Here is a 17,116-nt window from a genome sequence, read left to right on the forward strand (position 1 = left end):
ACTTTATCTGATAATTGCAGTACAAGCCACACGGCCGCCAGCATTTCCGGTTGGCTGTGTTACAAAATCATCAGCACCTTGGTGAACGATGATGGCTTTCCCTAAAACGTCTTTCGTCGCATCGCCACAACCAATGCACCACTCATCTGTAGTCAAAGTGATTTTTCCGTTACCTTTTTCATCCGCGGTAAAATTCCCGATATCGCCTTTATGATATTCGCCTTCTCCCCATTTTCCGTGTTTTTTGAAGGTAGGGTTCCAATGCCCGCCTGCCGAAGTAGCATCCGCTGCAGAACAATCCGCTTTTTCATGAATGTGAATGGCATGCACACCCGGAGTTAACCCGGAAATTGTTGCCGTGAAAGTAACTTTTCCTCCTTTCTCTGAAAAAACTGCCGACCCTGAAGTATTCGTACCGCTTTTCGATTCCAAAACGACTTTTACCTCATTGATTTTTGATTCTGTTTTCGTCTTACAGCCCGTAAATGCCAAGGCAATAAAAAAGAGGGAGAAGGTTATTTTTTTCATAAGAAAGGATTTGATGTTTATTTGTGAAGTAAAGTTACAGAAATTTCACAGTCTAACCCGTCTTAAGCGTGAAAAAAAGACACGTTTCTTAATTTTGTATTTATGAATCACATTGTCAGATAGATAGCGTAAAATCCGTAAATTCGATAATCTTTTTTGCAAGAGGGTTTTATGGATGGCCTTATTATTGATATGTCAAAACTAAAATTTTAAAAATATGAAGAAGAGTCTTTTAACAACGGCAATTTTGTGTGTGTTTTTGGTAGGGTGTAATTCCGTTAAAACCAAGAACAGCACAGCGGATCAATCAGGTTCACTTAACGGTTCCTGGCAGTTAAATTATATTTCGGGCCCAAGAATAGCCTTTGACGGATTGTATCCCGACAAGAAACCAACCATCAATTTTGATGTGAAGGAAAACAGGGTTTCAGGAAACAACAGTTGTAATTCCTATTCGGGAAAATTGAATGTTGACGGGAACAAAATCAGTTTTAAGGATTCTAAAATGGCATCAACAATGATGGCTTGTCCCGGTCAGGGGGAGCAGGTATTCATGTCTACATTACAAAAAATTGATACGTACAGTGTTTCAGAAGACGGCAAAACCCTAAATTTCATAATGGGAGATGTGGCCATGATGCGTTTTGAGAAAATCAGAAAAGAATAGGGAATTTATGTTATCCTATAGCATTCCGTAATTCCATTATAATCGGTATATTTGCAAACTTTTTAAAACGATTATCAAATTCTGTTGGTTTTTTCCAACTGTAAATAAAAATATAATGAAAGCAGGAATTGTAGGATTGCCAAATGTTGGGAAATCAACGTTATTCAATTGTTTATCTAATGCAAAAGCGCAAAGTGCCAACTTTCCGTTTTGTACTATCGAGCCGAATATCGGAGTGGTAAATGTTCCCGATCCGAGAATCAACCGATTGGAAGAATTGGTTAAACCGGAGCGCGTTCAGATGGCAACTGTTGATATTGTTGATATTGCCGGATTGGTAAAAGGAGCAAGTAAAGGTGAAGGTTTAGGAAATCAATTCCTTGGAAACATCAGAGAGTGTAATGCTATTATTCACGTTTTACGTTGTTTTGACAATGATAATATCGTTCACGTAGACGGGAACGTAAACCCGATCCGCGATAAAGAAACAATCGATATCGAATTACAGTTGAAGGACCTTGAAACGGTAGAAAAACGTCTTGAAAAAGTAAATCGTGCCGCAAAAACCGGAAACAAAGAAGCTCAGGCTGAAAAAGCTTTGTTGGACAGAATCCGTGAAGCTTTAATGCAGGCGAAATCAGCGCGTACGGTAATCCCTCAAAATCAGGACGAAACCGATTTAATGGAAGATTTCCAATTGATTACCACCAAACCGGTATTGTATGTTTGTAATGTTGATGAAAGTTCAGCTGTTACCGGAAACAAATATGTAGATCAGGTTCGTGAATTGGTTAAAGACGAACAGGCTGAAGTTATCGTTCTTTCTGTGGGTGCAGAAGCGGATATTACCGAGTTGGAAAGCTATGAAGAGCGTCAGATTTTCTTGGAAGATTTAGGTTTGAGCGAGCCAGGTTCATCAGTGTTGATCCGTGCGGCTTACAAATTATTAAACCTTCAAACGTATTTTACAGCAGGTGTTAAAGAAGTTCGTGCATGGACTATTAAAATAGGTGATACAGCGCCAAAAGCTGCAGGAGTAATTCACACCGATTTCGAAAAAGGGTTTATCCGTGCAGAAGTTATCGCGTTTGATGATTATTCTAACTTAGGTTCGGAATCTAAAGCGAAAGAAGCCGGAAAACTTCGTGTGGAAGGTAAAGAATACATCGTTAAAGACGGAGATGTGATGCATTTCAGATTTAATGTTTAATATTTAATATTGATACAATTATAAAAGAAACCGTCTTGCCTGTAGTAAGCAAGACGGTTTTTTTTATTCTTTAACAACTTCCGCTTTTTCCGTAATGACAGTATCCGTTTTCGGATCTACTGACTGCATGATTAAATTGCCGTTTTGGTCAAAATATCCCACGGAAACTTTTTTACCTGTAACAATAAATCCGCCATTGGAGGTTTCTCTCAGTGTTGCCAGCCTTTTTTTGGTTTCGGGATGGATAAGGCTGTAGCCCACTTTATCCAAGATCAGTTTGTATTTTACGCCGTTGTACATGTAATATCCTGAGTAGTCATTGCTGATTTCACGGGTAACACCATCAACGGTTACGCTTATTTTTGTAGTTACATCGGAAGGAGTATCTTTCACTTCTTTTTCTTTACTTTTAGACTCGGGATCTTTAAATTCAATTTTTTGAACTTCTTTAATCTCCTCCGTTTTAACAGTTTGCTTTTCACCTTTAGAATCTTTAACTGTTTTTACCGTAGTTGTGCTTTCTTTTTTTACATCCGTATTTTGTGCACTGACACAAACGGTTGCAAACAATATTACTATCGTTAAAATTACCTTTTTCATAATTTTTTATTTTAAATATTAGTGTTTTACAAAGATAATCGTTAAAAAAACAGTAAACATTTAAAATAGTATTAAAATAATTGTAAATAGTTGATTTTTAAATAGTCGTATTGTAACTTATACTGTCTTGTGCTTTTCGGAAAAGCAAATCTGGTTTTCTTTTCTGATTTGGGTGGCTATAGGTACAAGCCGATAATTAGTCTTAAGGAGAACTTATTCGTACTTTTGAGTACAAAACAGATAATTATGAAAATAGTAGCATTTGCAGGAAGTAACAGCAAAAATTCGATTAACAAAAAACTGGCAACTTATGTATCTCATTTGTTTGAAAATGCGGATATTGAAGTGTTGGATTTGAATGATTTTGCCTTACCGCTTTTCAGTGTCGATCTGGAAATGGAAATCGGTAAACCGCAATTGGCTGCAGATTTTCTGGATAAATTGGGTTCAGCGGATATCATAGTGCTCTCAATGGCTGAAAACAATGGAAATTATTCGGCGGCATTTAAGAACCTTTTTGATTGGGCTTCCCGTCAAAATATAAAAGTTTTTCAGGAAAAACCAATGTTACTGATGGCAACTTCAGACGGTGGAAGAGGAGGAGCCCGCGTACTCGAAATTGCAGAAACTGCATTCCCGCGTTACGGCGCTATTATTAAAGCTACTTTTTCATTTCCGAAGTTTTACGATAATTTTGATTTGGAACAAAATAAAATCTCAAACCCGGAATTGGATCAACAGATTAAGGAAATTGTGCGGAATTTCAGTATCTGATTCGTTTTTGGCTTGAATGTTGTAAAAGATATAGAAAGCCAGAACTCATGAAAGAAATAATCTTTTTTATCGTATTCTTTTTTTTAATATCCTGTAAAGAGGTTGCAAGAGAACCGCTCGGGAATAATTTTTATTTTGTTAAACCACAGCCGTCGAATGATTCGGAACTATTAAAATTTCCAACTGGTTTTCGTGGATTGTTCATGGATTCCGATTCTCTCTACCTGGAAATCAACGAAAATACGATTCTTCAAAAATATATCAATAGGTTCAGAATACACTTCAGTGAATTGGATTCCATAAAAAGTGAATTTAAAATTACCGGTGATAAATTTGTATCCAAAAGTAATAATGAACTCTATTACAGAAAAGATGTTGGTGATTCCATTCAGTTTTCAAATACTCAGATAGATACCTTTTTTGTTTTTTCAGATGATCAGAAAGCTAAACGAATAAATGGGCATTTGATTCTGAATACGAAAGATTCAATTTATTGGGGAATTAAAATTCTGAATCTTGAGAAAGATGTTCTGAGACTGAAGTATGTTTATTCGGATGAAGATTTAAAAAAAATGGATTCGGTAACAAAAATCAAATCTCAAAAGATTGATTCATCTTCATACATATTAAGACCAACCAGAAGAGAATTTAAAAAAATATTGAAATTAGAGAATTTAGGTGAGGAACGACAATTCAAAAAAGTATCAAAATGAAGATCATAAAACAAAGTCTTAAAATCCTTACTTTGATTCTGTCCGGGATCCTTGCTTTCACGTTACTATATATTTTGGCAGTTTTGGGCATCTCCAGAATCTCAGTGAATTCCGATGTGAGGAATAACCGTGAAGGTGTTGAAATTTTTCTGATTTCCAACGGTGTTCATACCGACATTGCCGTCCCGGTTCAAAATGAAATCAAGGACTGGCGCGATGAAGTGCGATTCTCACAAACTAAAGCAAACGATAGCTTAGCGAAATATGTTTCCTTTGGCTGGGGTGACAAAGAGTTTTATCTGAACACACCCGAATGGTCCGATTTGAAATTCAGCACCGCTTTTAAAGCCGCTTTCAATCTGGGTACATCCGCAATGCATACCCGGTTTTACAGGAATCTTTCGGAAAGTGCAGACTGCCGGCGAATCATTGTTTCAAATGAGGATTATCAGAAATTAGTTCATTTCATATCCGACAGTTTTTATCTGAATAATCAAAATGAAGTCAAGTGGATAGCCGGACACAGTTACGGAAAGTACGATGCTTTTTATGAAGCAAAAGGGAGCTATAACTTGTTTTATACCTGCAATACCTGGACAAATCAGGCACTAAAATCATCCAATCAGAAAGCGGCGCTGTGGACAGTTTACGATAAGGGAATCCTTTATCATTACGATTGATTTCAATATAAAATGTTTAAAAATGTATTGAATGTGTTGATTTTTAGTGAGTTTGATTTTTTAGGGGCAGGCTTGAGAAACACAAATTCAGTGAGGCTTGTTAAAAAAATAACTTGCAAAAGTTGCTGATTTTAACTAATATTACATGATACCAAGCAGAGTTTTTTGTTGATTTTGTAAAGAATTAGAATATGGTTAACAGAGTTAAAGCTTCTTTGGAATTGTCTTTGCTGATAGCTGCCATGTCCATAGTTCTGGTTGTTATCGGGATTTACGGTATTTCAGAATTAAGAATAATCAACAAAAACTCGGAAACCCTTTTTGCAGACAGGGTAGTTCCCTTGCAACAGTTGGGGGACATCCGTTTTTATACGGGTTCCATTTTGTCTACAGCTTACAGAACAAAAGACAAACAAATTTCCTTCAACCAGGCTGAAATAATAATTAAGAAAGCCCAGGACAGTATCGATTCCAACTGGAAAGCCTATAAGTTGACTTATCTTACGCCTGAGGAAAAATTACTGGCGGATCAGACTTCGGTAGAGCTCACGAAATTTAACGTAACACTGGAAAAATTAAAGCCCATTTTTCAAACGGAAGATGAAGTTGCGATTGATCGTATTTTAAAAACAGAATTAGACAGGGATTTTGAACGTGTTTTGGATAAAGTGAATGACTTGCTCACTTTGCAGGTCAGGATTGCAGACGATATCCATAAAGAAAATGCAAAACGATATTGGAATCACAGTCTGATAATTTTAAGTGTTTTGTTGCTGATAATTGTCTTAGTTGTCCCTTTTTCTTACAACCTGATAAAAAGATATAAAGGGATAATTAACAGCTATAATCTCAGCAATGTAAAACTGTCCCTTTCCGAGAATCACTATCGTAATTTAATTGAATATGCAGGAGAAGCCATCTTTATTTTAGATGAAACTACAGGAATAATTGATCTTAACGAGTATGCCTGTAATCTGTTCGGATATTCAAGAGAGGAACTGTTACGGATGCGTATTTCTGAATTGGTTCCTGAAGAAGAATTAAAGAATCAGTCAGAAGATATTGAAAGGGTTAAGAAAGATAAGTACGCCGTTTTATACAGAACAATAAAAAGAAAAGACGGTTCTTTATTGGATACCGAAATCAGTAACAGATTGATTGACGGTAAAGGTTTCTTTGCTATAGTAAGGGATATTACCGAGCGGAAGAAAGTAGAGGAGGCCATAAAAGAATCAGAAGAGAAATACAGATATCTCTTTGATAATAGTCCCGCTTATATCATCATTTGGGATTTGCAGTCGTTGAAAGTGTTGAAAATTAACGACGCTGTTTTTCAGAATTACGGTTATACCCGAAATGAATGGGATTCTATGTCCGTTCTTGATATCAGACCAGAGGAAGATCATCATAAAATAAAAGAGTTTGCGCAGATGATGCTGGTTAGTGATGATCCCATAGTAAAAAGAACATGGCGTCATATAAAAAAATCCGGTGAAACCATGTTGATGGATATCAGTTCACATAAGATTGAGTTTGAGGGTCATGCGGCAATATTGTCCCTTGCAAGAGATGTTACGGAACAGGTAAAAGCAGAAAATGAATTGGCAGAACGGGAAGCTCAATTAAATTTGTTTATTGAGCATAGTCCTGCTTCATTGGCCATGTTTGACAATGATATGCGTTATATGATAACGAGTCGGAGATGGCTGTCGGATTATAAATTGAAAGAAACAGATATAATCGGTAAGTCGCATTATGAAGTTTTTCCTGAAATTGCCCAAGAGTGGAAAGATGTACATAAACGATGCCTGGCCGGTGCCGTTGAAAAAAATGATGAAGATTTCTTTTTGAGAGAAGACGGTAGTGTCGAGTGGCTGCGTTGGGAAGTGAGGCCATGGTATAAAACTTCTGGGGAAATAGGAGGGATTATCATGTTTACCGAAGTAATGACGGAACGTAAAATGGCAACAGAAATGTTCAGGTATCAATTTGAAAATTCTCCTGATTTTATTCTTTATGTAAACCGATATAATAAAATTGAGGCTATTAACAGGGTTGAAGATCCGGATAAAACCAAAGAAGACCTGATAGGTGCCGATTGTATAGAAATATTGCCTGAAACCAGTCGGAAAATAGCTCACGATGCTTTAATGAAGTGTTTTGAAACGAGAACAAAGCAGGAAATTATAAATGAATTGCCTCACGGGAGATGGATAAAGTCACGACTAGTTCCGATTATTATGAACGATGAAGTTACCCACGTAATGATTTTCGGAACCGATATCACGGAGCAGAAAAGGGCTGAATTAATGTTATTGCAGAGTGAAGAAAAATACCGTGTTTTAACCGAAAATGTTAGCGATGCCGTAGTTCTGGTGAATAAGGATTATATAATAGATTATCATAATCCATCAGCCGAAAGAATTTCAGGATATAAAATTGAAGATGTGAGAAACAAACCGGTCTTGGGCTTTATCCATCCTGATGACCTGGACGAGGCCACCGATTTTTTTAACAGTGTTATTCATTTTCCAAGCGTTCAGTTGCAAAATCAGTTTCGCATTATACGGAAGACCGGCGAGGTTATTTGGGTGGAAGGAACGATAATCAATCTGATAGAAAATGAAAATGTAGGATCTTATATTATCAATTACAGAGATATTACTAGCCGTAAAAGATTGGAAGAACAACAAGCATTGATAACTTCCATAGTTAATTCTTCGGACGATGCCATAATCAGTAAAACGATTGACGGTATAATTACTTCCTGGAATAGAGGTGCTGAAAGAATATTAGGATATAAGGCGGAGGAAATTATAGGTAAACACATTTCTACACTGATTCCTATGGAGTTAAGGGGAGAAGAAAATAAAATTCTTCACGATCTACGGCAAGGGAAATCGCTGGACCATTATGAAACGCAAAGGATGAAAAAAACCGGAGAAATAATATATGTTTCCCTAACAATTTCACCTATCAGGGATGTGTCTGGTACTGTAATCGGGGCTTCAAAAATAATGAGGGATATTACGGACCGAAAGAATTATGAGGAGGAACTTATCAGATATAATACAGAACTGAAAAAAACCAACGCAGAACTGGATAGGTTTGTTTACAGTACTTCTCACGATTTGCGTGCGCCTCTCAAATCAATGTTGGGTCTTATAAATATCACTAAGGCAACGTTAACGGAAAGCGATAATTGTGATGTTTCTGAAGTAATTACGGAAAGACTGGACATGTTAGATAAAAGTGCAACAAAACTGGACAATTTTATAGAAGATATATTAATTTATTCCCGAAACGCGCGAACGGAGCCGGAATTGGAAGAGATTGACTTGGAAGAACTGATAAATGATGTTAAATCGAATCTTAAATTTGTTGAGAGTGCTAATAAAATAGATTTTAAACTTACTGTAGATTCAAAAGGTAAATTTGTATCTGATTATAAACGGTTAAGTGTTGTATTGAATAATATTTTATCAAACGCATACAAATATCATGATGAAGCAAAAGAGAAATCGTACATACATATTACGGCTACCAGTGATGCTAAAAGTGCCAAAATAGTAATTGAAGACAACGGGATTGGTATAGCTTTCGAGGATCAGGGAAAAATATTCGAGATGTTTTATCGTTCCACCACGCGTTCTACCGGATCCGGACTTGGCTTGTACATTGCAAAGGAAACATTGGAAAAAATTGAAGGGATTATTACAGTTGAATCGGAATTTAAATCAGGAACAAAGTTTACGATTAAAGTTCCAAATAAAATGCAACCATAAAATTTTATGATGAAAAGAAAAGTTTTATTAATTGACGACAATGAAGTGGATAATTATATCACCGATTATGTCATCACAAAAAGCAAAATTGCTGAAAAGATTACCACAAAGAATTCGGCCATAGCGGCTCTGGAATATCTTGAAACCATAAAGGATGATTTCGAAGAATTTCCCGATCTTATTTTTTTAGACATTTCCATGCCGATAATGGATGGTTTCCAGTTTCTCAATGAGGCAATTAATTACCCTAAAATTGCCGGTCAACAATGTGTTGTGGTAATGCTGACTTCATCAAACAACGAAAATGATATAGAAAAAGCATTTCAGTACGAAGTTGTTAAAGAGTATTTGGTTAAACCGTTGGAATTAGAAAAATTGAGCAGATTCATCCCAAGCCTATAGAAACATTTTTACTTTTCAGATTATAGTCACTGTCATCAACAGATTATTGATAACTTCTGCTTTAGGCCCTTTCTTTTTTTGGAGATATATGCTATATTGCACAAAATCCAAAATTTCCTTATGCTAGAGCAAAATCAGTACACCGAAGACAATATCCGTTCCCTCGACTGGAAAGAGCATATTCGTATGCGTCCCGGAATGTACATCGGAAAACTAGGCGATGGTTCTTCCCCTGATGACGGTATTTATATCCTTCTGAAAGAGGTGCTTGATAACTGTATCGACGAGTTTGTAATGGGCGCCGGTAAAACCATTGAAGTGACCGTGAAAGACAAAACCGTTTCCGTTCGTGATTACGGTCGTGGTATTCCGTTAGGAAAAGTTGTCGATGTGGTTTCCAAAATGAATACGGGCGGTAAGTACGATTCTAAAGCATTTAAGAAATCGGTCGGTCTGAACGGGGTCGGAACCAAAGCGGTGAACGCCTTGTCCAATTATTTCCGAGTGGAATCCGTACGTGATAACCAACAAAAAGCGGCAGAATTCTCAGCAGGAAATTTAACGTTGGAAGAAGACGTAGTTGAAACTACTAAACGTAAAGGAACCAAGGTAACTTTCGTAGCCGATGAAGCGATTTTCAAAAACTACAAATACCGAAACGAGTACATCGTTAAGATGCTCAAAAATTATTGTTACCTGAATACGGGCTTAACGATAATCTACAACGGTGAAAAATACTATTCCGATAACGGACTTAAAGATTTATTGGAAGAAACCATTTCAGAAGAGGACATGGTTTATCCGATCATTCATCTTTTGGGTGATGATATCGAAGTGGCCTTAACACACAGTAAAACACAGTATTCCGAAGAATATTATTCCTTCGTAAACGGACAGAACACGACTCAGGGAGGAACGCATTTGGGTGCTTTCCGTGAGGCGATTGTTCGTACGATTAAAGAATTTTATAATAAACCTTTCGAGGCTTCCGATATTCGTAAGTCGATAGTTTCGGCGATTTCGGTTAAGGTGGAAGAACCAGTTTTCGAATCACAGACCAAAACGAAATTAGGATCTACGGATATGGGACCGAATTCGCCTTCAGTCCGAACGTTCGTAAACGATTTCATCAAAACCAAATTAGACAACTTCCTTCATAAAAATCCGGAAGTGGCTGATGCGTTATTACGTAAAATTTTACAGGCCGAAAGAGAGCGTAAAGAACTTTCCGGTATCCGTAAGTTAGCCAAAGACCGTGCGAAGAAAGCCAGTTTGCACAATAAGAAATTAAGAGATTGCCGAGTTCATTTAACCGATGCCAAAAACCCGCGAAGTCTGGAAAGTACGCTTTTCATTACCGAGGGAGATTCCGCATCCGGTTCGATTACTAAATCGCGTGATGTGAATACACAGGCGGTTTTCAGTTTACGTGGTAAGCCTTTGAATTCTTATGGGATGACGAAGAAGATTGTGTATGAAAATGAGGAATTTAACCTACTTCAGGCAGCCTTGAACATAGAGGAAAGCATGGAAGACCTGCGTTACAACAATATCGTAATCGCAACCGATGCCGATGTCGACGGAATGCACATCCGTTTGTTGTTAATCACGTTTTTCCTGCAGTTTTTCCCGGAATTAATTAAAGAAGGGCATTTGTATATCCTGCAGACGCCTTTATTCCGTGTACGTAACCGAAAAGAAACGATTTACTGTTACAGCGAAGACGAACGTAAAAATGCCATTGAAAAACTAAAACCAAAACCGGAAATCACCCGATTCAAGGGATTAGGAGAGATTTCGCCCGATGAGTTCAAACATTTCATTGGAGAAAGCATCCGACTTGATCCTGTTATGTTGGACAAAGCAACATCCATAGAAACCTTATTGGAATTCTATATGGGTAAAAACACGCCGGACCGTCAGGAATTTATTATCAATAACCTGAAGGTGGAATTGGATGTGGTGGAAGAGGCTTAAAGCAATATTTAAATAAACCGTTAACCGAAAACCGTTAACTGTAAACTATGAACGAAGACGAAGAAAATATCATACCCGAAAACGAAGACGATTCCAACGAAACGTCCGGCGAAGCAATCAATGAAGGTTTCGATGACATAAAAGTCTCGGGAGGGAATCATTTCTACGACCACGAAGAAAACAACTCCGAAGACACGATTACCAAAGTAACCGGAATGTACAAGGACTGGTTTCTGGATTATGCTTCCTACGTAATCCTGGAGCGTGCCGTACCAGCTATTGAAGATGGATTCAAACCGGTACAGCGCCGTATCATGCACTCCATGAAAGAATTGGACGACGGTCGTTACAATAAGGTGGCGAACGTGGTCGGACACACGATGCAATATCACCCTCACGGTGATGCGAGTATCGGAGATGCCATGGTGCAAATAGGACAGAAAGATCTGTTAATCGATTGTCAGGGAAACTGGGGGAATATCTTAACCGGTGACGGTGCTGCGGCTTCCCGTTACATTGAGGCTAGAATCAGTAAGTTCGGACACGATGTTTTGTATTCGCCAAAAATTACCGAATGGGGTGTTTCCTATGATGGCCGTCGTGCGGAACCGATCAATTTACCGGTAAAGTTCCCATTGTTGCTTGCGCAGGGTGGAGAAGGTATTGCCGTAGGTTTATCGACTAAAATTTTACCGCACAACTTTAATGAGCTGATTGACGCTTCCATTAAAATATTAAAAGGAAAACCTTTCACGCTTTTCCCTGATTTCCCGACTGCGGGAATTGCAGACGTTTCTAATTACAACGACGGTTTACGTGGTGGACGTGTACGTGTACGTGCAAAAATCGGACAGTTGGACAAACAAACTTTAGTGATTACCCAGATTCCGTTTTCAACCAATACGTCTTCGTTGATTGACAGTATTCTGAAAGCGAATGAAAAAGGGAAAATAAAAGTCAAAAAAATTGAAGATAATACGGCTGCAGAGGTTGAGATTTTAATTCATCTTCCGCCCGGCGTTTCTCCGGATAAAACCATCGATGCGCTTTATGCGTTTACCGCTTGTGAAACTTCCATTGCGCCGTTAGGATGTGTAATTGAGAATCACAAACCGTTGTTTATAGGTGTTTCTGCCATGCTGAAAATATCTACCAACAGAACAGTTCAGTTGTTAAAACGCGAATTGGAAATTCATCTGGAGGAATTAGAAAGCAAGTGGCATTTTTCGACTTTGGAAAAAATATTCATTCGTGAGGAAATGTACATCGATTTCAAATTGTATTCGGATAAGGAAGGATTATTTGAATACATGTACAAGCGTTTTGAATCGTTCCGAAAAATATTGGTACGTGACATCGTCGACGAAGATTTGCAGAAATTAACGCAAATTCCAATGATCCGTATTACCCGTTTTGACTCCGATAAGGCCGATGAGCACATCGCCAAACTGGAAGAGGAAATGGAAAAAGTAAAATACAATCTGGAGCACCTGATTGATTTTGCAGTTGATTATTTTTCAAAACTGAAAGAGAAATACGGAAAAGGACGCGAACGTCAAACGGAATTACGCAGTTTTGATAATATTGAAGCTACAAAAGTGGTTTTGCGTAACACGAAATTGTATGTGAACCGTGAAGAAGGTTTTATCGGAACCGGACTGAAAAAAGACGAATATGTAGCGGATTGTTCGGATATTGATGATGTAATCGTATTCCTGCGCGACGGAAAAATGATGATTTCCAAAGTGGATGATAAGAAATTCGTAGGGAAAGACATTATTCACGTAGCGGTTTTCGATAAAAACGACAAGCGTACGATTTACAACATGATTTACCGCGACGGAAAATCGGGTTCGTCATTTATAAAACGTTTCAACGTTTCGGGAGTTACACGTGATAAGGCCTATGATTTAACGCAGGAAAAACCGGGTTCACAGGTGCTGTACTTCTCACACAACCCGAATGGGGAAGCCGAGGTGGTTACCGTTTTACTGCGTCAGGTGGGTAGCGTGAAAAAATTGAAGTGGGACATCGATTTCGCGGATATCGCCATTAAAGGGCGTGCTTCCAAAGGAAATACGGTTTCGAAATATCCGATTAAGAAAATCGAACTGAAAGAAAAAGGAATTTCCACTTTAAGGCCTCGTAAGATTTGGTTTGACGATACGGTTCAAAGGCTGAATGTAGACGGAAGAGGGGAGTTGTTGGGCGAATTCCGTCCGAACGACCGCTTGCTGATTATCAACCAGTCGGGTAAACTGAAAACGATTATACCGGAACTGACCACGCATTTCGACGAAGACATGATTATCCTCGAAAAATGGCATCCGAAGAAACCGATTTCAGCTATTTATTACGATGGTGAAAAGGAACGTTACTATATCAAACGTTTCCTTATTGAAAACGAAAACAAAGAAGAAATATTTATTTCGGAACATGAAAAGTCACAGTTGGAAAACGTTTCCACGGATTGGCGACCTGTCGCGGAAATTATTTTTGCTAAGAGTAAAGGTGTTCAGAAAGAAAACCAAACGATTGATATGGAACAGTTTATTGCTGTGAAAGGAATAAAAGCGTTAGGAAATCAATTGACAACCGATAAACTGAAGCAGGTAAATTTACTGGAATCCTTACCGTATGAAGAACCTGTTGAAGTTGTTCCGGAGGAACTGGAAGTAAACCAGGATGCGGAGTTAACCGACTATAACATTGAATTGGATGATGATGGTCAGATTACGTTGACGTTGGAATAATTTGATTTATCCGAAAGTAGGATTGAGATGATTTAACCGCAAAACACGCTAAGGTTTCGCAAGGTTCGCAAGGTTTCTTAACTTTAATAATAATTATAATAAAAGATCAAAAAGCTATAGCATCACCGTTATAGCTTTTTTAGTAAAGACTACTATTATTAAAGTGGCTGAAATTTACTGATTAACGCGGATGATATTTTTTTTTGCATTACTGACAGAGAAAAAAGCTTTTATAAGGTAAGATAAATACGGTGAGATTCTTCCTTTATAAAAATGACAAAAATCTGAAGCGATCCATCAGGTACAAAAGAGGATACCTTTACAGCCCTGATTGCAGTGGCATCCTTTATAAAAAAATCCCGCCTTAGCGGGATTTTTTTATAAAGATATAACGGAAAGCAGGAATATGGTTTACTGATTAGTCCCAAGCCATTCGCTCTTAGTCAGTAACATCAGCATTTTCATGTTTCTTGTCCGTAATTTTGGTATTGCGTTATTTTTTCTTTCTCATTTTCATATTAAGAAACTCCACCCCCAGTGAAAAGGCAATGGCAAAATACAGGTATCCTTTCGGAACCGCACCAACGTGTTGCCCTACCAGTGAGGCATTGGATAAATGCATACTTTCGGTCATCAGCATAAATCCGATAAGAATCAGGAAAGCTAAACCTAATATCTGAATGGAAGGGTTCTTATTTACGAAGTTACCCACAGGAACTGCAAACAACATCATCACACCAACCGAGATGATAACCGCAGTTACCATGATATATAATGCACCTTCAAGACCATTGGTCATACCCACGGCTGTCAGGATACTGTCTACAGAGAAAATAAGGTCAATTAGTAAAATCTGGATGATTACACTGCTGAAAGATTTTGCAGCAGAGGTTTTCAACTCTTTTTCTTCTTCGCCTTTATGATCCACTTTTTCATGGATTTCTTTAGTACTCTTATAAATAAGGAAGATACCCCCTGCCAATAATATTAGCGCCTGTCCGGTGAAATTAGCACTAAACCATCCCCAGTTAATACTGAACCATGGCTCTTTCATGGCGATTAAATACGTAATCCCCATCAGGAGTCCGATTCGCATGAACATGGCTAAAAACAGACCTATCCGTGTTGCTTTTTTTCTTTGTTCCTCCGGTAATTTTCCGGTAACGATAGAGATGAAGATGATGTTGTCAATACCTAAAACGATTTCAAGAAAAGTTAGGGTTAATAATGCTACCCAAGCATCGGGGTTTAAGAATACTTCCATTTTTAAGTTTTAAATTATATGGCTGTTAAACGTATGTTAATCGATTTTTGTTACAGTGCCGCGTTGTTTTTTTGCATCGCCTACAAAAGCATATTCGAAAGTATAACCTTTGTCGCTGGTAGTCAGGATTTTCATTCCGATGGATTTTTTCTCCTGCATGTTTTTAGGATGTAATTTTTGAAGCACGAATTCGCAGTCGTTCACCCAACGCACGGAAGCGGTATCTGTTTTTCCGTTGAAGGTTTCTATCTGAAGATTTTCGGTTCGTATAAAAACCGATTTTTTTTCTTCACCGTTAATTTCCTGAACGAATTCGAATTTTCCGGTTTTGTAATCTTTGCAGTTGCGCTCCTGATTGTAGCAGGAAGCCATTAGAATGATGATTGGCAGTATAAAAAGTTTTTTCATTTATCGTTTTATGGTTTTTCCGAAAAAATATTTACCACGGATTTTCAGATTTTTGAATCGTTTTAATCGGAAAATCTGTGGCTAAATTGCACGTTTTTAAATAAATGTGAATTTTGTCTGATTTGATTAATTTGTTATTTTCAGGATTTCATTCATCTCCGTCAAATAAGCCTTTTATCATGGTTTGAATTCCTCTGAACATTAAGAACATCGATCCGATGCAAAAGATGACTCCAAGTCCTAGAATCGGAATATAAAACGGATGCCCCTGATTTTTAAAAGAACTGTGAATGATGGAGGGACCGATAAACATCAGTGGTAAAGAAAAGGCTAGATATCGGATTCCTTTTACTAATAAGGTTTTGTTTGTTGCCATGATTAAAATGTAATTTGAAGACCATATCCGTTGGCATTGGCCAGGATATTCAGGTCAAAATCTATTGTGTTTGCGGTTGGTTGCAATCCTTTGTTATAAATTTCAAGCGCCGTTTCAAGTTTTTTCTTTCTGCCGGACAGAACCGGAATCGAGGCCACAATACAACTTGCACCAACGTAAGTGAATCCGGACGGGTAGTCGGTATCGGAAACGGCTCCTTTTACGATATCACCAATGGTTAATCCAATTCCTAAGCCTAATAAAAAGCCACCGAAACCTTCTTTGGTTTTCGCCGATTTGAAATGTTTATAAGCTTCCGGGTTGGTTATCATCAGTTGTTTGGTTTCCCAACTTGAAATCTGTTCTCCGTTCTTGAAAAATTTTCCTTTCTCCATTGTGATTTGTTGGGCAGAAACTGCTGTTAGTAAAAACAGACAAAATAAAGTAAGTGTTTTTTTCATGGTATTTCAGATTTGATTGTTAGTCCCTTTTTTAAAATGTCAATCTTAAACCGACCCCGTTTTTGTTTGAAACTACAGACATCGATTCGAAATTGAAACCGGAGTCTTTATCTTTATTTGACAGTTCCGCATTATAATCTTTTACAACCGTTTTAATTTTTTTGGTATAGCCGGCTTTAACCGGTATGGATAATATCATTGATGCGGCTCCTAGAATCGACATCATCGTTGGATATTCGCTTTCTTTTGAAGCAGCCAGAAGGAAGTCGGTTGCTAATAATGCCATCCCACCATACAGCATTGTATTTCCTAATGCTTTCTTCGATCTCCCTTTATTATAAAACTGAAGCATTCCGGGTTGTTTTGCTAATAATTCCCTAACTTCAGTGGGTGACATTTTTTTATCGTTCGAATCAAAAATCCTTCCTCCGGATTTGTACTTCAATTCTTGTGAATAGGCTGATAATGATGCTAATAAAAATAAAGATACTATAATTTTGAATTTCATTTGATTTGGC

Annotated in this window: 16 protein-coding genes; 9 read left to right on the forward strand and 7 right to left on the reverse strand. The window is 37.7% G+C overall.

The genetic code is table 11. The features are described from left to right. Positions 1-3: 3 nt before the first annotated feature. Positions 4-528: a superoxide dismutase family protein gene (locus tag FLJC2902T_RS12355; protein ID WP_023580131.1), complete on the reverse strand. Its 525-nt coding sequence runs from the start codon at positions 526-528 to the stop codon at positions 4-6. A 217-nt stretch (positions 529-745) separates the two neighbouring features. Between FLJC2902T_RS12355 and FLJC2902T_RS12360 the strand changes: the two genes are divergently transcribed. Continuing rightward, positions 746-1,195: an META domain-containing protein gene (locus tag FLJC2902T_RS12360; RefSeq protein ID WP_023580132.1), complete on the forward strand. Its 450-nt coding sequence runs from the start codon at positions 746-748 to the stop codon at positions 1,193-1,195. A 115-nt stretch (positions 1,196-1,310) separates the two neighbouring features. Next, a complete protein-coding gene (gene ychF / locus FLJC2902T_RS12365; RefSeq protein ID WP_023580133.1) occupies positions 1,311-2,405 on the forward strand; it encodes a redox-regulated ATPase YchF in 1,095 nt (364 codons plus the stop codon). A gap of 63 nt (positions 2,406-2,468) precedes the next feature. On the opposite strand, the gene FLJC2902T_RS12370 is transcribed toward ychF, so the two are convergent. Further along, positions 2,469-3,005, reverse strand: a complete 537-nt coding sequence (locus FLJC2902T_RS12370; protein ID WP_023580134.1) for a hypothetical protein — start codon at positions 3,003-3,005, stop codon at positions 2,469-2,471. A gap of 246 nt (positions 3,006-3,251) precedes the next feature. On the opposite strand from FLJC2902T_RS12370, the gene FLJC2902T_RS12375 reads away from it, so the two are divergent. The 7 genes from FLJC2902T_RS12375 (at position 3,252) to FLJC2902T_RS12405 (ending at position 14,089) form a co-directional block, all read left to right on the forward strand. Beyond that, on the forward strand, positions 3,252-3,779 hold the full coding sequence (locus FLJC2902T_RS12375; RefSeq protein ID WP_023580135.1) for an NADPH-dependent FMN reductase: 528 nt from the start codon (positions 3,252-3,254) through the stop codon (positions 3,777-3,779). A gap of 47 nt (positions 3,780-3,826) precedes the next feature. Then, a complete protein-coding gene (locus tag FLJC2902T_RS12380) occupies positions 3,827-4,492 on the forward strand; it encodes a hypothetical protein (protein ID WP_035678615.1) in 666 nt (221 codons plus the stop codon). A gap of 2 nt (positions 4,493-4,494) precedes the next feature. Continuing rightward, a complete protein-coding gene (locus FLJC2902T_RS12385) occupies positions 4,495-5,172 on the forward strand; it encodes a TIGR02117 family protein (protein WP_051364404.1) in 678 nt (225 codons plus the stop codon). Positions 5,173-5,363: 191 nt separating this feature from the next. Next, complete coding sequence (locus FLJC2902T_RS15910; protein ID WP_023580137.1) at positions 5,364-8,957, forward strand: PAS domain S-box protein; 3,594 nt, start codon at positions 5,364-5,366, stop codon at positions 8,955-8,957. 6 nt (positions 8,958-8,963) lie between these two features. After that, positions 8,964-9,359, forward strand: a complete 396-nt coding sequence (locus FLJC2902T_RS12395) for a response regulator (RefSeq protein WP_023580138.1) — start codon at positions 8,964-8,966, stop codon at positions 9,357-9,359. A 120-nt stretch (positions 9,360-9,479) separates the two neighbouring features. Next, complete coding sequence (locus FLJC2902T_RS12400; protein ID WP_023580139.1) at positions 9,480-11,336, forward strand: DNA topoisomerase IV subunit B; 1,857 nt, start codon at positions 9,480-9,482, stop codon at positions 11,334-11,336. A gap of 47 nt (positions 11,337-11,383) precedes the next feature. Beyond that, complete coding sequence (locus tag FLJC2902T_RS12405; RefSeq protein ID WP_023580140.1) at positions 11,384-14,089, forward strand: DNA gyrase/topoisomerase IV subunit A; 2,706 nt, start codon at positions 11,384-11,386, stop codon at positions 14,087-14,089. A gap of 493 nt (positions 14,090-14,582) precedes the next feature. Here FLJC2902T_RS12405 and FLJC2902T_RS12410 read toward each other — a convergent pair whose 3' ends face one another. From FLJC2902T_RS12410 to FLJC2902T_RS12430, 5 genes are all read right to left on the reverse strand, one after another. Further along, positions 14,583-15,353 (reverse strand): TerC family protein, encoded by a 771-nt coding sequence (locus FLJC2902T_RS12410; RefSeq protein WP_023580141.1) that lies wholly within the window; start codon positions 15,351-15,353, stop codon positions 14,583-14,585. A gap of 36 nt (positions 15,354-15,389) precedes the next feature. After that, entirely contained in the window at positions 15,390-15,761 is a 372-nt protein-coding gene (locus tag FLJC2902T_RS12415) for a hypothetical protein (RefSeq protein ID WP_023580143.1), read from the reverse strand. 148 nt (positions 15,762-15,909) lie between these two features. Beyond that, the gene (locus tag FLJC2902T_RS12420) at positions 15,910-16,137 is read right to left on the reverse strand and encodes a DUF6095 family protein (protein WP_023580144.1); all 228 of its coding nucleotides are present in this window, start codon (positions 16,135-16,137) and stop codon (positions 15,910-15,912) included. A gap of 2 nt (positions 16,138-16,139) precedes the next feature. Then, positions 16,140-16,598, reverse strand: a complete 459-nt coding sequence (locus FLJC2902T_RS12425) for a hypothetical protein (RefSeq protein WP_023580145.1) — start codon at positions 16,596-16,598, stop codon at positions 16,140-16,142. Positions 16,599-16,629: 31 nt separating this feature from the next. Next, the gene (locus FLJC2902T_RS12430) at positions 16,630-17,106 is read right to left on the reverse strand and encodes a hypothetical protein (RefSeq protein ID WP_023580146.1); all 477 of its coding nucleotides are present in this window, start codon (positions 17,104-17,106) and stop codon (positions 16,630-16,632) included. Positions 17,107-17,116: the final 10 nt, after the last annotated feature.

The organism is Flavobacterium limnosediminis JC2902, from assembly GCF_000498535.1.
In the GTDB taxonomy this organism is placed as follows: domain Bacteria; phylum Bacteroidota; class Bacteroidia; order Flavobacteriales; family Flavobacteriaceae; genus Flavobacterium; species Flavobacterium limnosediminis.